The sequence below is a fragment of the Janthinobacterium leeuwenhoeki genome, assembly GCF_051380795.1.
In the GTDB taxonomy this organism is placed as follows: domain Bacteria; phylum Pseudomonadota; class Gammaproteobacteria; order Burkholderiales; family Burkholderiaceae_D; genus Janthinobacterium.
Map to the genome: position 1 here is coordinate 168,061 of NZ_JBNYXT010000005.1, position 24,045 is coordinate 192,105.

Sequence of the window (24,045 nt, forward strand, 5' to 3'; positions counted from 1 at the left end):
GTGCGGTTTTTTCGTGAAACGCTTTGCAAAGTCAAATTTTTTTGGCAACGCATCCTATACACTGGGGCGTTACCAAGTAAGCCGCTCCGGCAAACCATGAGGCCAGAACATGAGTATCCGTAATCTCGACAAGCTGTTCAAGCCGGCCTCGGTGGCCCTGATCGGCGCCACGGCGCGCGAGCGCAAGCTGGGCGCCATTGCCCTCTACAACCTGCTGGGCGGCGGCTACCAGGGTGACATTTGGCCCGTCAATCCCAAGTATGACGAGCTGATGGGCCTGAAATGCTACCGCAAGCTGGCGCACTTGCCCAAGGCGCCGGACCTGGCCATCATCTGCACGCCGCCCGCCACCATCACGGCCCTGATCCGCGAACTGGGCGCGCTGGGCACGCGCGCGGCCATCGTCATGACGTCGGGCCTCGATCCCGTGCGCGAGCAGTCGCTGCGCCTGGCCATGCTGAAGGCAGCAAAGCCGCACCTGCTGCGTATCCTCGGCCCCAACAGCATGGGGCTGCTGGTGCCGAAGCTGGGCTTGAACGCCAGCTTCGCCCATGTGGGCGCGACGAGCGGCAAGATCGCCTTCGTGTCGCAATCGGGGGCGCTGGTATCGGGCGTGCTCGATTGGGCCAACGCGCACGGCGTGGGCTTTTCCAAGTTCATTTCGTTGGGCGCCGGCTATGACATCGATTTCGGCGACCTGCTCGACTACCTGGCCGGCGACATCGACACGGCCGCCATCCTGCTGTACATGGAAGATATCCAGGCGGCGCGCAAATTCATGTCGGCCGCGCGGGCCGCCGCGCGCAGCAAGCCCGTCATTGTGCTGAAGGCGGGGCGCGAGGCGGAAGGCGCGGCCATGGCGGCCTGGCATACGGGCGCGCTGGCCGGTTCCGACGCCGTGTATGACGCTGCCATCCGCCGCGCCGGCATGCTGCGCGTGTATTCGGCCGAAGAGCTCTTCGATGCCGTGGAAACCCTCACGCACATTCGCTCGCAACGCGGCGAGCGCCTGGCGATTTTGTGCAATGGCGGCGGCCTGGGCGTGATGGCCACCGATGCGCTGGTGAGTAGCGGCGGCAAGCTTGCCGAGCTGTCACCCGATACCGTTATCGCGCTGGAAAAGGCGCTGCCACGGGGCTGGTCGCACGACAATCCCGTGGGCCTGCCCGGCGACGCGGCCGTGCAGCGCTATGCCGACGCCATCAAGCCGCTGCTCGACGAGCCGCAGGCGGACGCCTTGCTGCTGCTGCACGCGCCCACGGCCATGGTCTCGTCGATCGACATCGCCGAAGCCGTCACGCCGCTGATCAAGGCCACCTCGCGCACGGTGCTGTCGTGCCTGCTGGGCGGCACCACCGTGGCGCCCGCGCGCCAGGTCTTCAACCGGGCCGGCATTCCCACCTACGACACGCCGGAAAAGGCCGTGCATGGCTTCATGCAAATCGTGCAGTACCGGCGCAATCAGGAAACCCTGATGCAGGTGCCGGCGCAGCTGCCCATGTCGGCCACGCCGCGCCGCGCCCGCGTGCGCGAAATCGTCGCCGCCGCGCTGGCGGCTGGCCAGACGGTGCTGGGCGAATGCCGCTCGAAAGAAATCCTGGCCGCTTACGGCATTCCCGTGGCGATGACGCGCATGGCGGCCGACGTGGAAGAGGCGCTGGCCGTGGCGGCGGACATCGGCTATCCGGTGGCGCTGAAAATTCATTCGCCCGACATCGCCCACAAATCCGACGTGGGCGGCGTGGCGCTCGACCTGGACACACCCGACATCCTGCGCACGGCCGCTGCTGCCATGCTCAAGCGCGTGCGCCGCATGCGCCCCGATGCGCTGATCGACGGCTTCACGGTGCAGCAGATGGCGCGCCGGCCGCAATCGCATGAATTGATCGTTGGCGTGACCACCGACGCCGCCTTCGGCCCCGTGATATTGGTGGGGCAGGGCGGCATCGCCGTGGAAGTGACGGCCGACCATGCCATCGGCCTGCCGCCGCTGAACATGGTGCTGGCGCGCGACATGCTGGCGCGCACGCGCGTGTCGAAACTGCTGGCCGGCTACCGCAACCAGCCGCCGGCCGATATCGACGCCATCTGCTACACCCTGATCCAGGTGGCCGAACTGGTGGCCGACATCGGCGAGCTGGCCGAACTCGACATCAATCCGCTGGTGGCCGATGCCGACGGCGTGATCGCCCTCGACGCGCGCATCCGTCTAGAACCGGGCCAGAAGAGCGACCGCCTGGCCATTCGCCCGTATCCGCAAGAGCTGGAAGAGCAGGTGACGTGGATGGGACTATCCATTTTGCTGCGCCCCATCCGCCCGGAAGACGCACCGCAGCACCTGGACTTGTTCAATGCGCTGGACCCGGACGACGTGCGCCTGCGCTTTTTCACTTCCATGCGCGAACTGCCCGTGTCGCAGCTGGCGCGCCTGACGCAGATCGATTACGACCGCGCCATGGCCTTCATCGCCACGCACACGGGGCCGGACGGCAAGCCGGAAACCCTGGGCGTGGTGCGCGCCGTGGCCGACCCGGACAATATCCACGCCGACTTCGCCATCGCCGTGCGCTCGGCCCTGAAAGGCAAGGGCCTGGGCCACATCCTGTTTGAAAAGCTGGTCGACTACTTCCGCAGCCGCGGTACGGAAGCGCTGGTGGGCGAGGCGATGGCGCGCAACAAGGGCATGCAGCGGCTGGTGAAAAGTTTTGGCGGCGAGGTCACGCCGTCGGAAGAGCCTGGCGTCGTCAACCTGCATATCGGCCTGCGCGAGTCCTGAAAAAAGCGCAGCGCGCTCGCCGCGGGTTTGTGCAGGATCAAACCGACCCCTGTCGGTAGTCTTTACACTTTCACTTCCAGGATCAGACATCCAGCGCGTTTTCGGGAGTGAGTGCATGCTTACGGCAACATATATATTGGTTTCCCTGTCGGTGGAACAGGCCAGCATCCGCATGAGCTTGTTAGCTTTTCAAAAGTACATGCATGTGCAGCTGCGCCATCAGAGCAGGCTCAGCCTGGCGCAGCTGCAGTATGCGGGCGACTGGCTGAACCGGCTGTACCAGGGTGCTTACTGGCGCAAGGTGGAGATGTATCTGATCCCCGCCATCCGCCAGGCGGCGCCGCATGCGGACGGCCTGTTGGATGAAATCAATGGCTTGAACCACGCGGCACTGGAAAGCATCAATGTCGTGCAGCAGCGCGCCGGTGCCGCCATCGACCATTCCGAATTGCAGGCCGAGCAGCTGCGCGCCGCCATCGACGCCTTTTGCGCGGCCCTGCTGCTGCGCCTGGAAAAAGAAGAGCACGAGCTGTTCGCGCTGGCGCGCAAGGTGATTGTGGGCGAAGCGTGGTTTGCCATCGCTTACCAGTTCCTCGCCCACGATGCGCGCGCGCAGGAAGCGCGCCGTGGCAAGGCGCAGGTGCTGCCCTTTGTTTTGCCTGTGCCTTTGCCGGCGCCGGATGCGCCCGACGGCGCCGCCAACACCAGCGACAACGCGGCCGCTGTCGCTGCGGACGCCGCGCCTGCCATTCCGCCCCCGCTGTGCGCGCAGGCTTGAACGGGGAGCGAGCGCCCACACTATCTCCCGTTTGCGCCTGGGGCGCCGCCCTGATTTTGCGCTGGCGCTTTCATGGGGGAAATGCGATGTTACTCACTATGTTACTCATTTAGTAAGTTGTACATACCTGTCCGATGCAATACCCCGGGCTTTGTTATGATGGTGGTTTTGATCCACGCGAAACCCGTCATGTTCGAATTTCTCTTCAAGCGTTCTGCCAGCAAGACTGCCGTCCCCGATCCTGTCGTGGCAGAACAGGCCGCCGCCTCGGCGCAGAGCGCATCGCGCCGCGCCGAACAGGTTGCGCGTGCCCATGCCGTGGCGGGCGACGAAGCCGCCGCCGTTGAATTCATTGTGTCCAGCGAATTTGCCGATGCCCGTTTGATCGCGGCCGAACACGTCCATGCCTTGCCCCTGCTGGAAAAAGTCCACCACGCCATGCGCAACACGGATCGCCGCGTGGCCAAGCTGATGCAGGGCCGCATCGACCTGATCCGTCATCAGGCTGCCGAGATGCAACGCGCCCAGGCCAGCATAACCACGGCCCAGCGCCTGTTGAACGATGAAAAGCTGAGCCCGAACCTGGTAGCGGAGTTGGACCGCCAATGGCAAGTCATCAAGGCAACGCCCGAGCTGGCGACCGCCTTTAGCGCCGCGCGGGCCGCCCTGGCCGCCCGCCTGGAAGCGCAAGTGGTGCTGCAGCGCGCCGTGATCGATGCCGTGGCCGCCGCGCGGGCCCTGGCTGCCAGCGGCCAGTCCGCCGTCGAACTGGCGCAGGCGCTGGCCCGCCTGGATGCGCAACATGCGCAGCATGCGCAATCGCCCGAGCGCGCTTCCTTGCCGAAACACCTGGAAAGCGATTTTCTCCAGGCGCGCGAACAGGCGCAATCCGCCCTGCAATCCCTGCAGCAACACCAGGCCGCGTTCGATGCGCGCCAGGCCGCGCTGGCCGAATGGCAGGCGCAGGACGCCGGCACGCTCGATGCAGACAGCTTGAAACGCGCGTGGCAAGCCCTGCCGCGCCTGCCCGAATCGACCTTGTCCGACAGCTTGCAGCAGCAATTTGCTGCCCTGCTGGCCAGCGCGCCGGCGCCCGTGCAGGCGGCAGCGCCAGAGGCCGCAGCGGCCCATGCCGAATCAGCGCCGCGCAAGCCGCGCCAGGAGCATGCTCCCGTCTCGAAGGAAGCGACGCAGCAGTTCTTCAAGACGCTCGACGCCATGGAAGCGGCCCTGCAGGATGGGCTGTTGCACGTGGCTTCCGAGCACGACAAGACTTTGCGCGATAGCCAGCACGGCCGTTTGACGCCTGCGCAAGCGGACCGCCTGGCGCATGTGCGCGCGCAATTCAAGCAATTGGCGGACTGGGCGCGCTGGGGCGGCAATGTGTCGCGCGAGGAACTGGTCAAGGCGGGCGAGGAATTGCCGGCGCAACAATTACCGATGGCCGAGCTGGCCAAGAAAGTGGGTAGCCTGCGCGAGCGCTGGAAGTCGCTCGATACCCTGTCCGGCCCGGCACCGAAATCCCTGTGGGAGCGTTTCGACGCGGCTTGCAGCGTGGCGTATGCGCCGGCGGCCCAGCATTTCAAGCAACTGGCTGAAGAGCGCCACGGCAATGCGGCCAAGGCCCAGGAACTGATCGCGGAAACGGTAGCCCTGGCGGCCGAAGAGAGTACCGACTGGAAATACGTTGCTTCCGCCTCGCAGCGCTTGCGCCAGGCGTGGACGCGCCTGGGCACCATCGACCGCAAGGAAAAGAAACGCCTGGACGCCGAGTTCGGCGCCGCGCTGGACGCCCTGTCGAAGCCGCTGGACACGCAGCGCCAGATCGAGACGGCGCGCCGCGAACAATTGATCGTCGAAGTGGGCTTGCTCAAGCCATCCGAGCGCAACACGGTCGACATGCTGAAAGCCTTGCAGGATAAATGGCAGGAGCTGGCGAAAGCCCTGCCGCTGGAGCGCCGTGCGGAACAGGCGCTGTGGCAGCGCTTCCGCGCCGCCTGCGACGATATCTTTGCCAAGCGCAAGGAAACGGCCCACGCGGCCGACCACGAGCGCCGCGAACATCTGCATGCGCGTGAGGCGCTGTGCGCCGCGCTGGAAACGGCCGTCGTGCCCGAGGGTGATGACAAGAGCCGCACCGCCTTCATCCACCATTTGCTGCGCGACACGCGCGCCGCCTGGAACGCCACGGGCCCCGTGCCGCGCGCCAGCGAAGCGAAGATCGAGCAGCGCTACCAGGCGGCTGTCGCCGGCGTGCAAGCGCAAGCGGACGCCATCGCCGAACGGGCCGGCGCGGCCCAGGCCAACGCCTTGCGCGACAAGCTGCGCCTGGTGCAAGCGCTGGAAGCCGCGCTGGCTGAGGGAGACGCTGGCGCGGATGCGGCAGCTTGGGCTCAGCGCTGGAGCGCCTTGCCAGCGCTGGACACGCAATATGAACGCAGCCTGCAGCAGCGCTTCGCCGCCGCCCAGGCTGCGCTGGGCGAGGGCAGTGCCGCTTACGTGCAGCAATTGCAGGCCCAGCAGGAGCGCTTGCTGGAGGAAGTGTTGCGCCTGGAAATCGTCGCCGGCGTTGACAGCGGCGCCGAATTTGCCCGCGACCGCCTGAAAATGCAGGTGGAAGTGCTGCAATCGTCGCTCAAATCCGGCCAGAAGCCGCTCACGCAAGTGTCGCAGCTGATGCAGCTGTGCGCGATCGCCGCTACTACCGATGCGCGCACGGCCAGCCGCATCGAAACCTTGCTGCGCCGCATAGGAGGCAACGTCAAATGAGTACAACCGTGCGCGTCCAGCACGCCGATTTTGACTTGAGTCAAGAAATCGCACAATTGCGTGCAGGCAACCCCAAGGTGGGCGCCGTCGTCGGCTTCGTCGGCACGGTGCGCGACATGAACGAAGGGCTGGACGTGGCCGCCATGGAGCTCGAGCACTATCCGGGCATGACGGAAAAGTCCATCGAAGCCATCGTAACGCAGGCGGGGGAGCGCTGGCCCATGCTTGGTGCGTTGGTGATCCACCGCGTAGGACCCCTGCTGCCGCAGGAGCAGATCGTGCTGGTGGCGGTCTCGTCCGCCCACCGGGGCGAGGCCTTCGCCGCCTGCGAGTTCATCATCGACTACCTGAAGACGCAAGCGCCGTTCTGGAAGAAGGAAGACACGCCGGAAGGCGCGCGCTGGGTCGATGCGCGCGACAGCGACGAGACGGCGCTGGACAAATGGACGGCAAAAGCAAGCTCCATTTGAATCGGACGCGCCCCACACGGTAGCATTTGCCCAAGTGCATCGGTTATCTCCTTTGTGTATGCTTGAAAAGTACTGCCTCACCCCAATTTGGTTAACAACTAATTAACCGGGAGCGCTTTTCATGCGACAAGACAAACTCACTACCAAATTACAGGAAGCCCTGGCCGATGCGCAAAGCTTGGCCGTGGGCAACGACAACCCCTATATCGAACCAGTCCACCTGCTGACGGCCCTGTTGAACCAGGACGACGGCGGCGCCCGCTCGCTCTTGCAGCGGGCTGGCGTCAACGTGGGCGGCCTGTCCAAGGCCCTGGGCGCCTCGATCGAACGCTTGCCGAAAGTCTCCGGCACGGGTGGCGACGTGCAGGTCAGCCGCGAATTCGTGGCCCTCTTGAACCTGGCCGACAAGGAATCGCAAAAGGCGGGCGACCAATTCGTGTCCAGTGAAATGGTCTTGCTGGCCATGACGGACGACAAGTCCGACTGCGGCAAGCTGGCGCGTGAAAACGGCCTGACCCGCAAGGCCCTGGCATCGGCTATCGACGCCGTGCGCGGTGGCAACAAGGTCGACTCGCAAGAGGCCGAAGGCCAGCGCGAAGCGCTGAAAAAATACACGCTGGACCTGACGGAACGGGCCCGTAAGGGCAAGCTCGACCCTGTGATCGGGCGCGACGATGAAATCCGCCGCACCATCCAGATCCTGCAGCGCCGCAGCAAGAACAACCCCGTGCTGATCGGCGAACCGGGCGTCGGCAAGACGGCCATCGTCGAAGGCCTGGCGCAGCGCATCGTCAATGGCGAAGTGCCCGAGTCCTTGAAAGGCAAGCGCGTACTCTCGCTGGACATGGCCGCCTTGCTGGCCGGCGCGAAGTTCCGCGGCGAATTCGAGGAGCGCCTGAAATCCGTGCTGAAAGAACTGGCCATGGATGAGGGGCAAACCATCGTCTTCATCGACGAGATGCACACCATGGTGGGCGCGGGCAAGGCCGAAGGTGCGATGGACGCCGGCAATATGCTGAAACCGGCGCTGGCGCGCGGCGAGCTGCACTGCGTGGGCGCCACCACCCTCGACGAGTACCGCAAGTACATCGAGAAGGATGCCGCGCTGGAACGCCGCTTCCAGAAAGTGCTCGTCGACGAGCCGACCGTGGAGGCGACGATCGCCATCCTGCGCGGCTTGCAGGACAAATATGCGCTGCACCACAAGGTGGAAATCACGGACGCGGCCATCATCGCCGCCGCTGAGTTGTCGCACCGCTACATCACGGACCGTTTCCTGCCCGACAAGGCGATCGACCTGATCGATGAAGCGGCGGCGAAGATCAAGATCGAGATCGATTCGAAGCCGGAAGTGATGGACAAGCTGGAACGCCGTCTGATCCAGCTGAAAATCGAGCGCGAAGCCGTCAAGAAGGAAAAAGACGAAGCGTCGTTGCGCCGCCTGGGCTTGATCGAGGAAGAAATCGTCAAGCTGCAGCGCGAATACAATGACTTCGAGGAAATCCTGAAGGCGGAAAAAGCCGTGGTGCAGGGCAGCACGCACATCAAGGAAGAGATCGAGCAAGTCAAGTTGCAGATGGAGCAGGCCACGCGCGAAAGTAACTGGCAAAAAGTGTCGGAATTGCAATACGGCAAGTTGCCGCAGCTGGAAGCCCAGCTCAAGCAGGCCGACAGCGGCATCCCGAAACGAGACCCCGACCAGCCGAAGCTGCTGCGCACGGAAGTGGGCGCCGAGGAAATCGCCGAAGTGGTGTCGCGCGCGACGGGCATACCCGTGTCGCGCATGATGCAGGGCGAGCGCGACAAGCTGCTGCACATCGAAGAGAAGCTGCATGAGCGCGTCGTGGGCCAGGATGAAGCGATCACGGCCGTGGCTGACGCCATCCGCCGCTCGCGCGCCGGCCTCTCCGACCCGAATCGTCCCTATGGCTCCTTCATGTTCCTGGGGCCGACGGGCGTGGGCAAGACCGAGCTGAGCAAGGCGCTGGCGACCTTCCTGTTCGATACGGAAGAATCGATGATCCGCATCGACATGAGCGAATTCATGGAGAAGCATTCCGTGGCCCGATTGATCGGCGCGCCGCCCGGCTATGTGGGCTATGACGAGGGCGGCTACCTGACGGAAGCCGTGCGCCGCAAGCCGTACAGCGTGATCCTGCTCGACGAAGTGGAAAAGGCGCATGCCGACGTCTTCAACGTGCTGCTGCAAGTGCTCGACGATGGACGCATGACGGACGGCCAGGGCCGCACGGTGGACTTCAAGAATACCGTCATCATCATGACCTCGAACCTGGGTTCGCATAAAATCCAGGCCATGGAAAGCGATGATCCCGGTGTCGTGAAGCTGGCCGTGATGGCCGAGGTACGCTCGCACTTCCGTCCCGAGTTCGTCAACCGTATCGACGAAATCGTCGTGTTCCACGGCCTCGACGAGAAAAACATCGGCGCGATCGCGAAGATCCAGCTGAAGATCCTCGAAGAACGCCTGGCGCGCATGGACATGCAGCTGAGCTTGACGGACGCAGCTTTGCAGCAAATCGCCGAAGCGGGCTACGACCCGGTGTATGGCGCCCGTCCGTTGAAACGGGCGATCCAGCAGCAGATCGAAAATCCGCTGTCGAAGCTGATACTGGAAGGCAAGTTTGGCCCGAAAGACGAGATCCGCATCGACGCCCAGAACGGCAACCTGGTGTTTGCGGGCGCGCAAGTGGGGCTGGACAAGGTGTAATTTTTACCCCAACGGCGAAAGGCCGGGGTCGGACCCTCAGGGTCCGACCCCGGTGTTTGCGGTGGGGGTTGATTTAGCAGTAATAAGCAAGGGCGCGATCGGGCTAGACCTGATCGTGCCCTTCTTGCTATCATCGTCACTATTTTCTGACTAATTCCGGAGGCGGTACGATGGCAAACACATGGCAAGCAGGGCGGCGCATTGGAGCGGGATTGGCCTTGGCGGCGGCCGTACTGGCCTTGCCTGCGCACGCCCAGGAAGAAAAAGTCCTGAACATCTATAACTGGTCGGACTATATCGGAGACGATACGATCAAGAATTTTGAAAAGGAAACGGGCATCAAGGTGCGCTACGACGTTTTCGACAATAACGAAATCCTCAATGCGAAACTGGTGGCGGGCAAGTCCGGCTATGACATCGTCGTGCCGACGGCCCAGTGGGCGCGCCTGCAGATCGATGCGGGCCTGCTGCGCAAACTCGACAAGAGCAAGCTGACGAACCTGGGCAACCTGGACCCGAACCTGCAGGCGAAGCTGTCGAAGATCGACCCGAACAACGATTACCTGGTCGACTGGCTGTGGGGCTACACGACGGTGGGCATCAACGTCAACAAGGTCAAGGCGGCGCTGGGCGGCATGCCCATGCCTGACAACGCCTGGGACCTGATCTTCGACCCGAAATACGCGGCAAAGCTGAAATCGTGCGGCGTCTCCTTCCTCGACTCGCCGTCGGAAGTGCTGCCGGCCGCGCTGCAATACCTGGGCAAGCCCGCGTATTCGAAAACGGCCGCCGACTACCAGGAAGCGGGCAAGGCGCTGCAAGCGATCCGTCCTTACGTGACGCTGTTCAGCTCGTCCGGTTACATCAATGACATGGCCAATGGCTCCGTCTGCGTGGCGCTGGGCTGGTCGGGCGACATCAATATCGCGCGCCAGCGCGCCATCGATGCGAAAAACGGCAATGTGATCCAGGTGCTGGTGCCGAAGACGGCGGCCCTGATGTTCGACACCATGGCCATTCCGGCCGACGCGCCGCATCCGAACAATGCGCACCTGTTCATCAACTACATTTTGCGTCCGCAAGTGCATGCCAGCCTGAGCAACAAGGTGTTCTACGCGAATCCGAATCCGGCCAGCATCAAGTATGTACGCAAGGACATCGGCGAGAACAAGGCCATCTTCCTGTCGGACGCCGACAAGCAGCGCATGGCCGCACCGGAAGCGACCACGGCCGATATCCGCCGATTGATGACGCGCATCTATACGAAGTTCAAAACGGGAGTGTAAATATAATGATGGCGCGAGGGACGGGCTGGTGGCCGTCGCTGGCGCCATGCGATAGTGCCAAGGTGAACACTACTCGTGGTAGCGGTCCATCAGCTTGTGGTGACTGCCGCGCATTTCTTCGATCAGTTCAAAGGCGACGAAGCCGATGATGGCGGCGAAGATGGCGATGAAGAGAAAAACGAGGAAGGTTAACATGGTCTTTCAGCCGCCGTTGGACGGCTGTCCGCTGGGTTGCTCAAGGTGCCAGAGCAGCGCTCCGACACGTAGTTGATGCCATTAAACTCTAGCAGATCGGCAGCGCTTTACAAGGCTGCCGAGTTGTAATTCCCACTAGTATTTGTCCCAGCGCACTTTTTGCGCATTTCCCTATTTCACCACAAGGTCATGCGCCATCACCGCCTTGAGATAAACGCTGATCGGGTCGCCTGGTTCGCGTTGCGAGAACCACCACGCGCTGGCCTTGCGCATTTCCCATTCCTGCTCTTCTCCCGTCAGCAGCAGGGCGGCCGCCTGGCCCAGGGTGGGCTGGTGGCCGACGATGAGCACGGTTTCCTTGCCGCCTGGCCAGTTGGCCGCCTTGATGATATCTTCCGCCTCGGCGCCGGGCGCCAGTTCCGGCATCAGCTTGAACTTGCGGCCCAGTGCTTCCGCCGTTTGCAGGGTACGCAAGGCGGGGCTGACGAGGATACGGCAATTTTCAGGTAGTTGCGAAGCGAGCCATTCGCCCATGCGGCGCGCCTGCTTCTGGCCTTTGATGGTCAGGGCCCGTTCGAGGTCGGGAACGCCCGGCTCGGCTTCTGCGTGTCGCCACAAGATGAGATCCATGCTGTACTCCTGTGTAGAATTGCTTATTCGCCGACCTCCGCGCCCGGCGTGCCCAGTGTATGCATCAAATACTGCTGGGCGCTGAACGGCGATTGCTTGCCGCGTGGCTTACGGCGCGCGTAGTGGCCCGTCGGCTCCAGTTCCCATGCATTTGTATTATCCTTCAAATACGGGTTCAGGCCCTCGGCGATCACGCGCCGCTTCAGCGCCCGGTCCAGTACGGGGAAAGCCACTTCCACCCGGCGGAACAGGTTGCGGCTCATCCAGTCGGCGCTGGCCAGGTAGACATCGTGCGCCAGGTCGTTGCGGAAATAGTAGATGCGGCTGTGTTCGAGGAAGCGGCCGATCACGGAGCGCACCTTGATGTTTTCCGACAAGCCAGGCACGCCCGGCTTCAGGGTGCAGGCGCCGCGCACGATCAGGTCGATCTTCACGCCATCGGTCGAGGCCGCATACAGGGCGCGGATCACGGATTCATCGACGAGCGCGTTGACTTTCACGATGATGCGCCCGCGCCGGCCTGAGCGGGCGATCTTCGCCTCGTTGCGGATGGCCTTGATGATTTCGCTTTGCAGGCCGAACGGCGCCAGCCACAAATGGTTCAGATTGTGCGGCTTGGTCAGGCTGGTCAGGTGGATGAAGACTTCATTGACTTCCACGGCCAGGTCCTGGTTGGCCGTCAGCAAGCCGAAATCCGTGTACAGCTTGGTGGTGGTGGGATGATAGTTGCCGGTGCCCAAGTGGGCGTAGAAGCGTAGCGCACCGTCTTCGCGGCGGATGACGAGCGCCACCTTGGCATGGGTTTTCAGTCCCACCACGCCATACACGACTTGCGCGCCCGCCTGTTCCAGCTTGTCGGCCCAGTTGATATTGGCTTCTTCGTCGAAGCGCGCCATCAATTCCACGATGACGGTCACTTCCTTGCCCATCTTCGCCGCCGTAATGAGCGACTCCATCAAGTCCGAGTTCATGCCCGTGCGGTAGATCGTCTGCTTGATGGCGACGACCGAAGGATCGTAGGCGGCGCTGCGGATGAAGTCGATCACCGTCTGGAACGACTGGTAAGGATGGTGCAGCAGGATGTCGTGCTTGGTCAGCGCTGCAAAGATGTCGTTGCCGATGGCTTTATGGGCCAGACCGGGGAAAAACGGCGGGAAGCGCAGCTCGGGTTGCTTGACGTGGTCGATCATTTCCGACAGGCGCACCAGGTTCACGGGGCCGTTGACGCGGTAGAGCCGGCTTTGATCCAGGCTGAACTGGTCAAGCAGGAACTGCGACAATTCTGGCGGGCAATTGCGCGCCACTTCCAGGCGCACCGAGGTGCCGAACTGGCGACCCACCAGTTCGCCCTTCAGGGCCTGGCGCAGGTTCTTGACTTCGTCCTCATCCACCCACAGGTCGCTGTCGCGCGTGACGCGGAATTGCGAATAGGCGATCACTTCGCGCCCGGCGAACAGGTCCGAGATGTGCGCATGGATGACGGACGACAATAAACAGAAGGACACGCCATCGCCAGAAATCTCGTCCGGCAGCCTGATGACGCGTGGCAAGACGCGGGGCGCCTTGACAATGGCGATCGCCGTGCCGCGGCCGAACGCATCCTTGCCGCTCAGCGAGACGATGAAATTGAGACTTTTATTCACCACTTGCGGGAAGGGGTGGGCCGGGTCGAGGCCGATCGGCGTCAGCAGGGGACGCACTTCGCGGTCGAAATACTGCTTGACCCACGCGCGCTGCGCCTCGTTGCGGTCGCTGTCGCGCAGCAAATGCACGCCCGCTTCGCGCAGGGCCGGCAAGACGTCGCTATTCAATATCTCGTACTGGCGTTCCACCAGAGCATGGCATTCCTTGCCGATGCGCTCCAGGTTGGCCGCCAGGGCAGGGTGGCCGGCCAGCGTACCGCCGATGCTGCCGGCAGCCAGCAGGCTGGCCACGCGCACCTCGAAGAACTCATCCATGTTACTGCTGACGATGCACAGGTAGCGCAGGCGCTCGAGCAGCGGAATGTTCGGATCTTCCGCCTGGGCCATCACGCGCCGGTTGAAAGTCAGTTGCGACAGCTCGCGGTCAAGCAGGATGCCCGATTTGGTCACTTCCGTGTGCAGTTCAGGTTTCATATTCTTTTGTCTTTGCAGATAGTTAATTCTAGCCGTATTTCATCATGTATGACGCGTTGTGAGTGTAATCATGAAATATGACATAAGCGTGACATATACTGTCATAAATCGGCGCTCGTCCTGTCATTTTTCGCGGAGGAAACGGCGATCTCCCGGGCGTAGGCAAATATTTCATGAAATTTGGCGCATGTCATAAAGCTGTCATATTCGCTTGCTAGACTGCGCAGCATTCAACCGGGACTTTGAGCCCTAACAACCCTGAGGACTTGATATGCAAATGAAGCAAATGTTCAAATTTATCGTCGTGGGTGCTTCGGCAGCGATGGCATTTTCTTCCGCTTCCGTCATGGCGGCAGATATGACAGGTGCTGGTGCAACCTTCCCGTACCCTATCTACGCCAAATGGGCTGAAAGCTACAAAGCCAACACCGGTAACGGTCTGAACTACCAGTCCGTCGGTTCCGGCGCTGGCATCAAGCAAATCAAGGCCAAGACTGTTGAATTCGGCGCCTCGGACATGCCTTTGAAGGCGGAAGAGCTGGAAGAAGCGGGCCTGATGCAGTTCCCGGCCATCATGGGCGGCGTGGTCACCATCGTCAACCTGGACGGCGTGAAGCCAGGCCAGCTGAAAATGACGGGCAAGGTCGTTGCCGACATCTACCTGGGCAAGATCACCAAGTGGAGCGCGCCTGAAATCGCTGCACTGAACAGTGGCGTCAAGCTGCCAGACACGGAAATCACCGTGGTGCACCGCGCCGACGGTTCGGGCACGTCTTTCCTGTTCACCGACTTCCTGTCGAAAACCAACCCGGAATTCAAATCGAAAATCGGCGCTGGCTCGGCTGTGAAATGGGCCGTGGGCGTGGGTGGCAAGGGTAACGAAGGCGTCGCCGCCAACGTACAGCGTATCAAGGGTTCGATCGGCTACGTCGAGTGGGCATACGCCAAGAAAAACAAGATGTCGCACACCCAGCTGCAAAACAAGGATGGCAACTTCCTGCAGCCTGACGACGAGAACTTCAAGGCAGCAGCCGCTTCGGCACCTTGGACGCAAACCCCGGGCTTCGGCGTGGTCCTGACCGACCAGGCTGGCAAGAACAGCTGGCCTATCACCGGCGTGTCGTTCATCCTGATGCACAAAGTCCAGGCTGACGCAGCCAAGGCAAAAGAAGTCCTGAAATTCTTCGACTGGGCCTACAAGAACGGCGGCGCCGCTGCCGTTGAACTGGACTACGTGCCGATGCCGGCATCGGTCGTGAAACTGGTGCAGGAGTCGTGGAAAGCCAATTTGAAAGATGCATCGGGCAAAGCGATCTATTAATTCGATAGCTTGACCAGATAAGTACCCATCCTTGTCCCCGCCAGCAGCACGGCGGGGCAGGGAGTTAGCCAGGACCGCCCGCAAGCCCTTGCAGGCGTTCCTGGCTAAAAGAGCAAGATAAAAATAGCAGTACCTGCAGTACCACCCATATGGCACACTATGAGCGCACAATCAACCTCCTCCACGATCCCCATGCCAGGCGGCACCATGACCGATTCCATCAGTCACGCGCAAATGCTTTCCACCATGCGCAAGCAGCGCTTCCAGGATTTTCTGTTCCACAAGGTGACGATGTTGTTCGCCCTGTCGGTGCTGATCGTTCTGGTCGGCATCATCATTTCGCTGATCATGGAATCGATACCGGCCTTCAAGACCTTCGGCCTGCATTTCATCGTGTCGGCAGAATGGGACCCCGTCAATGACCAGTATGGCGCCCTGATTCCCATCATCGGCACCCTGGTGACGTCCGTCATCGCCTTGCTGATTGCCTTTCCCGTCAGCTTCGGCATCGCCCTGTTCCTCACGGAAATCTGCCCGGCCTGGCTGCGCCGCCCGCTGGGCACGGCTGTCGAGCTGCTGGCCGGCGTGCCATCGATCATCTACGGCATCTGGGGCCTGTTCGTGTTCGCGCCCCTGTTTGCCGACCACGTCCAGCCCATCCTGAAAGCCACCCTGGGCAATGTACCCGTCATTGGCCCCTTGTTCAGCGGCCCCATGATGGGCATCGGCTTGCTGACGGCCGGCCTGGTGCTGGCCATCATGATCATCCCCTTCATCGCTTCCGTGATGCGCGACGTGTTCGAGATCGTCCCTGCCGTGCTGAAGGAATCCGCTTACGGCCTGGGCTGCACGCGCTGGGAAGTGGTGCGCAAGATCGTCTTGCCATACACCAAAACCGGCGTCGTCGGCGGCGTCATGCTGGGCCTGGGACGCGCACTGGGCGAAACCATGGCCGTCACCTTCGTCATCGGTAACGCGAATAAACTGTCGTGGTCGCTGTTTGCCGCCGGTAACAGCATCACCTCCTTGCTGGCCAATGAATTCGGCGAAGCGCAATCCGAGCTGCATGTGTCTTCCCTGTTCTCGCTGGCCCTGATCCTGTTTGTCATCACCTTTATCGTCTTATCCGCCGCCAAGCTGATGCTGGCTGGCATGTCCCGCAAGGAAGGCACGAAATGAGCCAGCTCAGCCAAGTTAGCACCCACGATGTTTCGGCCAAGCCGGCCATGAACCCCGTCTACCGCAAGCGCCTGCTGATGCACCGCATCGGCATCGCCCTGTCGGTGGCCGCCATGGCCCTGGGCCTGGCCGTGCTGGTGTGGATCCTGTTCACCCTGGTGATCAAGGGTTTTGGCGCCCTGTCCGTCGACTTGTTCACGCAGACGACGCCGGCTCCCGGCAGCGAAGGTGGCGGCCTGATCAATGCCATCGTCGGTAGCGCCCTGATGGTGGGCCTGGCGACTGTCGTCAGCACCCCGATCGGCATCCTGGCCGGCATCTACCTGGCCGAATACGGCGAAGAAAACAAGCTGGCGCAAGTGACGCGCTTCGTCACCGACATCATGCTGTCGGCGCCATCGATCGTCATCGGCCTGTTCGTGTACGCGCTGTATGTTTCTCAGGTAAAACATTTCTCAGGTTATGCCGGCGCCATCGCGCTGTCGCTGATTGCCGTGCCGGTGGTGGTGCGCACGACGGACAATATGCTGCGCCTGGTACCGAACAGCCTGCTGGAAGCCGCGTTTGCCCTCGGTGCGCCGCGCTGGAAGGTCGCCACCCTGGTACGCTTGCGCGCCGTCAAGGCCGGCGTCATCACCGGCGTTCTGCTGGCATTGGCCCGCATCGCTGGCGAAACGGCGCCGCTGCTGTTCACGGCCCTGAATAACCAGTTCCAAAGCTTCAACATGAATGCGCCTATGGCCAACTTGCCATCCGTCATCGCATCGTTTGCAATGAGCCCGTACGATAACTGGCGCTCGCTGGCCTGGGGCGGCGCACTGCTGATCACCTTCAGCGTGCTGGCCTTGAATATCCTGTCGCGCACCGTGTTCAGCCAAAAAGTCCCTAATTAAACAGATACCGAGCGAAGCGAACCCATATGAATACGCAAATGAATCCAGCACAAGACCTGGCACCAAAGAAAAAAACCATCGAAATTTCGGGCCTGAACTTTTTTTACGGCAAAACGCAAAGCTTGCATAACGTCAACCTGGACATCCACGAGAAAAAGGTCACGGCCTTCATCGGCCCGTCCGGTTGCGGCAAATCAACCCTGCTGCGCACCTTGAACCGCATGTATGACCTGTATCCGGGCCAGCGCGCGGAAGGCTCCATCCTGTACCGCGGTCGCAACGTGCTCGACGCCGACCAGGACGTCAACATGCTGCGCGCCAAGGTTGGCATGGTATTCCAGAAGCCGACGCCGTTCCCCATGTCCGTATACGACAACATCGCCTTCGGCGTGCGCCTGTATGAAGACCTGTCGAAAGGCGAAATGGACGAGCGCGTCGAGTGGGCCCTGAAAAAGGCCGCGCTGTGGGGCGAAGTCAAGGACAAGCTGTCGAAGAGTGGCCTGTCGCTGTCGGGCGGCCAGCAGCAGCGTCTGTGCATCGCGCGCGGCGTGGCCGTGAAGCCGGACGTCCTGCTGCTCGATGAGCCGACCTCGGCGCTGGACCCGATCTCGACGTCGAAGGTGGAAGAGCTGATCAGCGAACTGAAACAGGATTACACGATCGCCATCGTGACGCACAATATGCAACAGGCGGCGCGTTGCTCCGACTACACGGCCTATATGTACCTGGGCGAGCTGGTGGAATTCGGCGAAACGGACCAGATCTTCATGAATCCGGCACGCAAGGAAACGCAGGATTACATCACGGGCCGCTTCGGCTGATCCGCCCAGCATAACGACATACAAGACAACTGAATACGGAGAGACGGCATGATAGGCGAACATTCATCCAAGCAATACGACAACGAACTCGAAGCGATCCGCTCGAAAGTGCTCTTGATGGGCGGCATCGTTGAAACCCAGTTCCTCGACGCGATGACGTGCTTTCGCATCGGCAATCCGGAACGCGCCGACCGCGTGATGCGCGAAGACGACGTCGTCAACCAGCTGGAAGTGTCGCTGGACGATGCCTGCAGCCATTTGATCGTGCGCCGCCAGCCGGCCGCCAACGATTTGCGCACCATCATGGCCACCATCAAGGTGATTACCGACCTCGAACGCGTAGGCGACGAAGCGACCAAAATCGCCCGCGTGGCGAAAAATCTGCACAAGCGCGGCAACGCCGTCGTCAACCATTACGAGATGGTACGCGGCATTGCCAACACGGCCACCGACATGCTGCACGACGCCCTGGACGCATTCGCGCGCAACGATGGCAAGCAGGCCTTACAATTAATCGCACAAGATGCCATCATCGACCATGAGTTTCGGTCTATCATGCGCAACCTGATCACCTTTATGATGGAAGACCCGCGCACGATTTCGGCGGCGCTCGATACACTGTGGGTGGCCAAGGCCATCGAACGGATCGGCGACCATGCGAAAAACATCGCCGAATACGTGATTTACGTGGTTGAAGGCAAGGATATCCGCCACACCAAGTTGGCTGCTCCCGCCATTTCCGAGGAGCTCCCTGAGTAAGCTTTATGGCATCTGATAAAACTACGGTATTGATTGTTGAAGATGAGCCGGCCATCGTTGAACTGGTGACCTATTCGTTGCGCGAATCTGGCTGGAATTGCTGTTCTGTACAAAATGTCGCCGATGCCTGGGAATTCATCCAGCACCGCACGCCGCACCTGGTCCTGCTGGACTGGATGTTGCCGGACCAGACGGGCTTGCGCCTGCTGTCGCGCATCCGCGCCGACCGCAATTTCGCCGCCATTCCCGTCATCATGCTTACCGCCAAGAGCATGGAAGAAGACAAGCTGGCCGGCTTGAACAGCGGGGCCGACGATTACGTCACCAAGCCGTTCTCGCCGCGCGAGCTGCTGGCGCGCGCCAAGGCCTTGCTGCGACGCAAGAGTCCCGAACACGCGCAGGCGCCCATGCGCGCCGGTAACGTGGCCCTGGATCCCGTCAGCTGCACCGTGATGATGGATGAACAGAAGATCGATATCGGCCATGCCGAATACAAGCTGCTGAAATTCCTGCTGGCCCATCCGGAGCGCGTGTTTTCGCGCAGCCAGCTGCTCGACAAGGTGTGGGGCGACCATGTGGTGATCGAGGAACGCACGGTCGACGTCCACGTATTGCGCTTGCGCAAAGCCTTGAAAGAGGCGGAAAGCCTGATCAAGACGGTGCGCAGCGTCGGCTACATGTTGTCTGAAAAGTAAAGCCTGACTCTATGAATCCGAAATTGCTGTTCTGGGTACCGGCCGCCTTGCGCATGGTGCTGGCGCTGCTGGGCGTGGCCGTCGTCTGGTATCTGTTCGGCGCCACGTATGCGCTGGGCATCGCCTTCGTGCTGATGGCCATGATGGTGTTCGTGCAGCTGTCGTATCTGTTCCAGCTGAGTAACTGGCTGGACAATCCGCAAAGCGCCAAGCTGCCCGACGGCTGGGGCGCCTGGACCAGCATCTTCGCGCGCCTGTACCGCATGCGCCGCGACGACGAGAAAAACCAGGCCGAGCTGACGGAATGGCTGGCGCGTTTCCGCCAGGCTATGCACCTGCTGCCTGACGGCGTCGTCATCATGGACGACGTACTGTTCCTCGAATGGTGCAATCCTGCCGCCGAGAAACACTTGGGCCTCACGCACGAGCGCGACAAGGGCATGCGCGTGACTAACCTGATCCGCAGCCCCGAGTTCATGGATTACATCATTCTGGGCCGCTACGACCAGCCGCTGACGATCACCTTCCGTAACCGCAAGCTGATCGTGCAGATCATCCCGTTCGAAAACCGCCGCCAGATTCTCGTCACGCACGACGTGACGGAGACGGAACGCATCGAAATGATGCGCCGCGACTTCATCGCCAATGCCTCGCACGAACTGCGCACGCCGCTGACGGTCATCGTGGGCTTCCTGGAAATCGCTTCCGCCGAGCTGGACCTGGACGCCGCCACGCGCGCCGCCCACCTCAAGCTGATGACGGAGCAGGGCCACCGCATGCAGCATCTGATCGAGGACATGCTGACCCTGTCGCGCCTGGAATCGGTCGACTATCCGCTGCGCCCCGAGCCGGTGGATATCAAAAAGCTCATGCAGCAAGTCTTGCGCGACGCCAAAGGCCTGTCGGCCGGCAAGCACGAGATCAAGATGGAATGCAACGGTCCTGACGTGCTGGGCAGCTACGACGAGCTGTACAGCGCGTTTGGCAACCTGGCTTCGAACGCCGTGCGCTACACGCCGGCCGGCGGCAGCATCACCCTGCGCTGGCAGGATGGCCCGGCCGGACCGCAATTCATCGCGCAAGATACGGGCATCGGCATCAGCCCCGAGCATATCTCGCGCCTGACGGAACGCTTCTACCGCGTCGACAAGAGCCGCTCGCGCGAAACCCAGGGCACGGGCCTGGGCCTGGCCATCGTCAAGCACGTGCTGCTGCGCCACGGGGGCACCCTGGCCATCCAGTCCGTGGCCGACAAGGGCAGCAGTTTTATCGTCAGCATGCCAAAATCCGTCGTCACGCCGCTGCAGGGCGAGTTGCTGGTCAAGTAGGCGAGGGGGCACGCAGCCCCTTGTTTCCTGTGCGACTAGTGCGATGTTGGCATAAGTCGTTACAATCAGGCCATGACTTTACTCAACGCCTCTTTTCGCCACGCCAGCGCGCAGCAACTGGCCCAGTCGCTGCAAGCGGCGCGCCAGGATACGCTTTCCCTGTTCGACTGTTACGTCACTGCCGGGCTGGACGTGGTGGCCGGCTTGCCCCGCCATCCGCGCCTCAATCCGCCCTTATGGCAACTCGCGCAGATCGCCTGGTTTGCCGAGTGGTTCATCCTGCGCGAAGCCGCTTCCAGCCATCCGGCCGACGCCATTTACAACTCTCTGCTGACGCGCGGCGACGACTTGTTCGATGCCAACATGGTGGCGCACCGCGTGCGCTGGACGCTGGAACTGCCCAGCCCGGGCGCCGTGAAAACGTATTGCCGCGAAGTACTCGACAGGGTTCTGGATAAACTCTCGCGCGAAGCCAATGTCGACAGCGCCCTGGCGCCGTACCGGCTGGCGCTGGCGCATGAAGACTTGTGTGGCGAGGAAATGCTGGCCGGCTTGCAATGGCTGGGCCTGGAAGCGCCGGAATCCCTGGCGGGCAGTCCGGCCTTGCCGCCAGGCGCGGGGGAGATTGCCTTTCCTGGCGGCTCCATCGAACTGGGCTCGCCGCGTGGGGCCGGTTTTGCCTTCGACAATGAATCGCCGCCCCATAGCTGCTACGTGGCGCCGTTTTCCATCGATGCTTGCGCCGTATCCAACGCCCAGTTTGCCGACTTTGTCGCCGACGGCGGCTACCAGAACCGCCAGTTCTGGAGCGCGGCCGGTAGCGCCTGGCTGATGCAGCAGGAGCGCTCGTCGCCCCTGTACTGGCTGCGTGAAGCGACGCAGTGGCGCACCATGCGTTTTGGCCAGCGCACGACCTTGCCGCCGAATGAAGCCGTGCGCCACATCAACTTGTATGAAGCGCAAGCGTATTGCGCCTGGGCGGGGCGCCGCCTGGCGACCGAGGCGGAATGGGAGTATGCTGCGCTGTCCGGCCATCCCCGTTTTCACTGGGGACAGGTGTGGGAGTGGACGGCGACGCCGTTCGAACCATATCCAGGCTTTGCGGTGGATGCCTGGCGCGAATACTCGGCGCCGTATTTCATGCAGCACCAGGTGCTGCGCGGCGCCGCCTTCGCCACGCCGCCGCGTCTGCATTCGGCCCGCATGCGCGCCTTCCATGCGCCCGAACGGGGCGACATCTTTGCCGGCCTGCGCACCTGCGCCTGGTAACGGCGCAAAGAGTAGCAACCTTTTCAGGAATTCTTTTGAGTACAGATAACGCCCCGCAGTTCATTCCCAAACGCATCACGCCCACGCCGGAGCAGGTCGCCATCCAGACGGCGCAAAAGAAAGTGGTGCTGATCGACGCCAATGCCGGCGCGGCCAAGACGACGACCTTGGCCCTGCGCCTGGCCGAGGCGCTGCACCGGGGCCGCGCGCCCGAACGCATGCTGGCCCTCGTGTTCACGGAAGCGGCGCGCGTGGCCCTGCGTCAGCGCCTGCTGGAAGTGGGCGTGCCGCTCGGCGTCGTCAAGCGCCTGAGCGTCGATACCTTCGACGCCTTTGCCGCCAAGGTGCTGCTGCAGCTGGAAAACATGCAGGTGGCATCCATGCGCAGCGATGAAGAGCTGCGTCCCGTGGCCTGGGAAGCACTGGAAGTGGTCTCCGAGAAGTACGCTGACCGTTATCCGCTGGAAATCAACACGACCAACGGGGCGATTGCCGAATTCCTGAAGTTGCAGTTGCGTACCAAGGCGCGCCTGGATTTTCAGAATCCTGACTTCGAGAGCAATTCCCTGGACGACAAGCTGGAACTGCTGGGCATGTCGCGCACGCATTATCTGTGGCTGCGCGAATACGAGGGCTTGCGCGGCGCCGACACGGGCGACATCCAGTTCCGCGCGCCATTCGATGCCACCTACGACCTGGTGCGCATGCTCGATGGCGACGAGCCGTTGCGCCAGCAGTTGCCCGCCTTCCAGATCATCGTGGCCGATGAATTGCACGATTTGAACGAAGCGTCGTTCCGCCTGCTGACCATGCTGATACGCCGTGGCAACGCGTTTTTCTGCGGCGCCGGCGACAAGGATCAAGTCATCTATACCTGGTCGGGCGCCGACCACCGCTTCTTGCGCCAGCGCTTCGAGCAGGAATTCCCCGCCTTGCAGCGCCTGCCGTTGACGGCATCCTACCGCTACGGCCCGCAACTGGCGCAGGCCGTGGGCGTGCTGAAAAACAAGGCCAGCGTGTCGGCCCTGTCGCGCGCCACCCACGTCGACGTGCTGGAATATGACCATGCGCAGCCGCAAGCGTGCAGCGCCCAGCTGATCGCCGCGCTCGAACACGCGCATGCGGGCACGACGGCCATTTTGCTGCGTGACCGCGACCAGGCCATCCGCGTGGAAACGGCGCTGTTCCAGAGCGGCATCGCGTATGGCCTGGTGGACATGAACAGCTATCTGCTGAGCCTGGAAGTGCTGATGTTGCGCGGCATGGTCGCCATCGCCCGCAAGGATTTACATGCGATCAAGAGTGGTCCGCGCCGTGGCGACATCCTCGAAGCCCTGGTGGCCTTCGCGGAAATCCCTTTCACGCGCACGGAATTGCAGCAAGCCAAGGCCGACGTGGCCAACTATCCGGACTTGCTGGAAGGCTTCTTGACGAACCAGCTGGCCAAGTCGCACAACCAGGACAAGGCGGCGCTGACCCTGGCCGCCGTCGACTACCTGCGCGCGCTGCCCGCCGACGCCCTGGCGGGCGATGCCCTGCAGCACATCTTCGGCCTGATGCAGCTGGAACAGACGGCGCGCCGCATCTATGTCGACCCGGCGCAGGCGCGGGTTGTGGCCCGCTCCCTGCACGGTTTTATTGCCGTGTGCCGTGAAGCGGGCGTGGCGCTGGGCGGCTTTGCCGGCTGGCTGGGCGAGATGGAAGAGGCTGTGACGGTCTCGACCGGCAAGGCCAAACTGGTGATCGCCTGCATCGACCAGATCAAGGGTCTCGAATACAACCACGTGATTTTGCCCTACCTGGCCGTCGATGAATTCCCGCGCAGCAAGACCGACCCGCTGGAAGAAGAAAACCGTTTCTATGTGGCCGCCACCCGCGCACGCGACAGGCTCACCTTGCTGACGCCGCAAGATCCCGCCTACCAGAGCCGCTACATCGCCGCCCTGCAGCTTAAACAGAAGATTGTTGCGCCAAAATCATAGATCTTTTGCTGCGCGGCTACTTTTTGCGAAAGACGAAAGCGGGCATACT

At 62.1% G+C, this 24,045-nt stretch carries 18 protein-coding genes; 15 read left to right on the plus strand and 3 right to left on the minus strand.

Annotated features, from left to right (window positions below):
* Positions 1-109: 109 nt before the first annotated feature.
* From ACQ4WS_RS06795 to ACQ4WS_RS06820, 6 genes are all read left to right on the plus strand, one after another.
* On the plus strand, positions 110-2,776 hold the full coding sequence (locus ACQ4WS_RS06795; RefSeq protein WP_436474808.1) for a bifunctional acetate--CoA ligase family protein/GNAT family N-acetyltransferase: 2,667 nt from the start codon (positions 110-112) through the stop codon (positions 2,774-2,776).
* Positions 2,777-2,891: 115 nt separating this feature from the next.
* Positions 2,892-3,554, plus strand: coding sequence for a hypothetical protein (locus tag ACQ4WS_RS06800; protein ID WP_436474810.1), 663 nt, complete (start codon positions 2,892-2,894; stop codon positions 3,552-3,554).
* Positions 3,555-3,743: 189 nt separating this feature from the next.
* Positions 3,744-6,323 (plus strand): DUF349 domain-containing protein, encoded by a 2,580-nt coding sequence (locus tag ACQ4WS_RS06805; protein WP_436474812.1) that lies wholly within the window; start codon positions 3,744-3,746, stop codon positions 6,321-6,323.
* Entirely contained in the window at positions 6,320-6,793 is a 474-nt protein-coding gene (gene moaE, locus ACQ4WS_RS06810; RefSeq protein WP_436474813.1) for a molybdopterin synthase catalytic subunit MoaE, read from the plus strand. The genes ACQ4WS_RS06805 and moaE overlap by 4 nt, the downstream gene beginning before the upstream one ends.
* Before the next feature lie 121 nt (positions 6,794-6,914).
* Positions 6,915-9,521, plus strand: coding sequence for an ATP-dependent chaperone ClpB (clpB, locus tag ACQ4WS_RS06815; protein ID WP_436474814.1), 2,607 nt, complete (start codon positions 6,915-6,917; stop codon positions 9,519-9,521).
* 170 nt (positions 9,522-9,691) lie between these two features.
* The gene (locus ACQ4WS_RS06820) at positions 9,692-10,807 is read left to right on the plus strand and encodes a polyamine ABC transporter substrate-binding protein (RefSeq protein ID WP_436474816.1); all 1,116 of its coding nucleotides are present in this window, start codon (positions 9,692-9,694) and stop codon (positions 10,805-10,807) included.
* Positions 10,808-10,876: 69 nt separating this feature from the next.
* Here ACQ4WS_RS06820 and ACQ4WS_RS06825 read toward each other — a convergent pair whose 3' ends face one another.
* The 3 genes from ACQ4WS_RS06825 to ppk1 all read right to left on the minus strand — a co-directional run bounded on the left by ACQ4WS_RS06825 (position 10,877) and on the right by ppk1 (position 13,749).
* Entirely contained in the window at positions 10,877-11,002 is a 126-nt protein-coding gene (locus tag ACQ4WS_RS06825) for a hypothetical protein (protein ID WP_254926692.1), read from the minus strand.
* A gap of 171 nt (positions 11,003-11,173) precedes the next feature.
* Positions 11,174-11,632 (minus strand): phosphohistidine phosphatase SixA, encoded by a 459-nt coding sequence (gene sixA / locus ACQ4WS_RS06830; protein ID WP_436474817.1) that lies wholly within the window; start codon positions 11,630-11,632, stop codon positions 11,174-11,176.
* 23 nt (positions 11,633-11,655) lie between these two features.
* Positions 11,656-13,749 carry a polyphosphate kinase 1 gene (ppk1, locus tag ACQ4WS_RS06835; RefSeq protein ID WP_436474819.1) on the minus strand — a complete coding sequence of 698 codons (2,094 nt, stop codon included), beginning with the start codon at positions 13,747-13,749 and terminating at the stop codon, positions 11,656-11,658.
* 271 nt (positions 13,750-14,020) lie between these two features.
* Between ppk1 and pstS the strand changes: the two genes are divergently transcribed.
* The 9 genes from pstS (at position 14,021) to ACQ4WS_RS06880 (ending at position 23,996) form a co-directional block, all read left to right on the plus strand.
* Positions 14,021-15,070 carry a phosphate ABC transporter substrate-binding protein PstS gene (gene pstS / locus ACQ4WS_RS06840; protein ID WP_436474821.1) on the plus strand — a complete coding sequence of 350 codons (1,050 nt, stop codon included), beginning with the start codon at positions 14,021-14,023 and terminating at the stop codon, positions 15,068-15,070.
* Positions 15,071-15,277: 207 nt separating this feature from the next.
* A complete protein-coding gene (pstC, locus tag ACQ4WS_RS06845) occupies positions 15,278-16,249 on the plus strand; it encodes a phosphate ABC transporter permease subunit PstC (RefSeq protein ID WP_436474823.1) in 972 nt (323 codons plus the stop codon).
* Positions 16,246-17,142: a phosphate ABC transporter permease PstA gene (gene pstA, locus ACQ4WS_RS06850; protein WP_436474825.1), complete on the plus strand. Its 897-nt coding sequence runs from the start codon at positions 16,246-16,248 to the stop codon at positions 17,140-17,142. Before pstC ends, pstA begins: the two co-directional genes overlap by 4 nt.
* Positions 17,143-17,180: 38 nt before the next feature.
* Positions 17,181-17,963 carry a phosphate ABC transporter ATP-binding protein PstB gene (pstB, locus tag ACQ4WS_RS06855; RefSeq protein WP_010396817.1) on the plus strand — a complete coding sequence of 261 codons (783 nt, stop codon included), beginning with the start codon at positions 17,181-17,183 and terminating at the stop codon, positions 17,961-17,963.
* A 48-nt stretch (positions 17,964-18,011) separates the two neighbouring features.
* Positions 18,012-18,722 carry a phosphate signaling complex protein PhoU gene (gene phoU / locus ACQ4WS_RS06860; protein ID WP_436474827.1) on the plus strand — a complete coding sequence of 237 codons (711 nt, stop codon included), beginning with the start codon at positions 18,012-18,014 and terminating at the stop codon, positions 18,720-18,722.
* Between the two features lie 5 nt (positions 18,723-18,727).
* Positions 18,728-19,417 (plus strand): response regulator, encoded by a 690-nt coding sequence (locus ACQ4WS_RS06865; protein ID WP_436474829.1) that lies wholly within the window; start codon positions 18,728-18,730, stop codon positions 19,415-19,417.
* An 11-nt stretch (positions 19,418-19,428) separates the two neighbouring features.
* Entirely contained in the window at positions 19,429-20,745 is a 1,317-nt protein-coding gene (phoR, locus tag ACQ4WS_RS06870) for a phosphate regulon sensor histidine kinase PhoR (protein ID WP_436474831.1), read from the plus strand.
* Between the two features lie 72 nt (positions 20,746-20,817).
* Positions 20,818-22,014: a selenoneine synthase SenA gene (gene senA / locus ACQ4WS_RS06875; protein ID WP_436474833.1), complete on the plus strand. Its 1,197-nt coding sequence runs from the start codon at positions 20,818-20,820 to the stop codon at positions 22,012-22,014.
* A 35-nt stretch (positions 22,015-22,049) separates the two neighbouring features.
* On the plus strand, positions 22,050-23,996 hold the full coding sequence (locus tag ACQ4WS_RS06880) for a UvrD-helicase domain-containing protein (RefSeq protein ID WP_436474835.1): 1,947 nt from the start codon (positions 22,050-22,052) through the stop codon (positions 23,994-23,996).
* Positions 23,997-24,045: the final 49 nt, after the last annotated feature.

What these genes read in the sequence shown, in the direction of transcription:
- phoR (WP_436474831.1), top strand. Translation starts at nt 19,429, where the DNA reads ATGAATCCGAAATTGCTGTTCTGGGTACCGGCCGCCTTGCGCATGGTG.
- clpB (WP_436474814.1), top strand. Translation starts at nt 6,915, where the DNA reads ATGCGACAAGACAAACTCACTACCAAATTACAGGAAGCCCTGGCCGAT.
- ACQ4WS_RS06825 (WP_254926692.1), bottom strand. Translation starts at nt 11,002, where the DNA reads ATGTTAACCTTCCTCGTTTTTCTCTTCATCGCCATCTTCGCCGCCATC.
- ACQ4WS_RS06820 (WP_436474816.1), top strand. Translation starts at nt 9,692, where the DNA reads ATGGCAAACACATGGCAAGCAGGGCGGCGCATTGGAGCGGGATTGGCC.
- phoU (WP_436474827.1), top strand. Translation starts at nt 18,012, where the DNA reads ATGATAGGCGAACATTCATCCAAGCAATACGACAACGAACTCGAAGCG.
- pstA (WP_436474825.1), top strand. Translation starts at nt 16,246, where the DNA reads ATGAGCCAGCTCAGCCAAGTTAGCACCCACGATGTTTCGGCCAAGCCG.
- ACQ4WS_RS06805 (WP_436474812.1), top strand. Translation starts at nt 3,744, where the DNA reads ATGTTCGAATTTCTCTTCAAGCGTTCTGCCAGCAAGACTGCCGTCCCC.
- ACQ4WS_RS06800 (WP_436474810.1), top strand. Translation starts at nt 2,892, where the DNA reads ATGCTTACGGCAACATATATATTGGTTTCCCTGTCGGTGGAACAGGCC.
- pstB (WP_010396817.1), top strand. Translation starts at nt 17,181, where the DNA reads ATGAATCCAGCACAAGACCTGGCACCAAAGAAAAAAACCATCGAAATT.
- ACQ4WS_RS06795 (WP_436474808.1), top strand. Translation starts at nt 110, where the DNA reads ATGAGTATCCGTAATCTCGACAAGCTGTTCAAGCCGGCCTCGGTGGCC.
- ppk1 (WP_436474819.1), bottom strand. Translation starts at nt 13,749, where the DNA reads ATGAAACCTGAACTGCACACGGAAGTGACCAAATCGGGCATCCTGCTT.
- pstC (WP_436474823.1), top strand. Translation starts at nt 15,278, where the DNA reads ATGACCGATTCCATCAGTCACGCGCAAATGCTTTCCACCATGCGCAAG.
- ACQ4WS_RS06865 (WP_436474829.1), top strand. Translation starts at nt 18,728, where the DNA reads ATGGCATCTGATAAAACTACGGTATTGATTGTTGAAGATGAGCCGGCC.
- moaE (WP_436474813.1), top strand. Translation starts at nt 6,320, where the DNA reads ATGAGTACAACCGTGCGCGTCCAGCACGCCGATTTTGACTTGAGTCAA.
- senA (WP_436474833.1), top strand. Translation starts at nt 20,818, where the DNA reads ATGACTTTACTCAACGCCTCTTTTCGCCACGCCAGCGCGCAGCAACTG.
- pstS (WP_436474821.1), top strand. Translation starts at nt 14,021, where the DNA reads ATGCAAATGAAGCAAATGTTCAAATTTATCGTCGTGGGTGCTTCGGCA.
- sixA (WP_436474817.1), bottom strand. Translation starts at nt 11,632, where the DNA reads ATGGATCTCATCTTGTGGCGACACGCAGAAGCCGAGCCGGGCGTTCCC.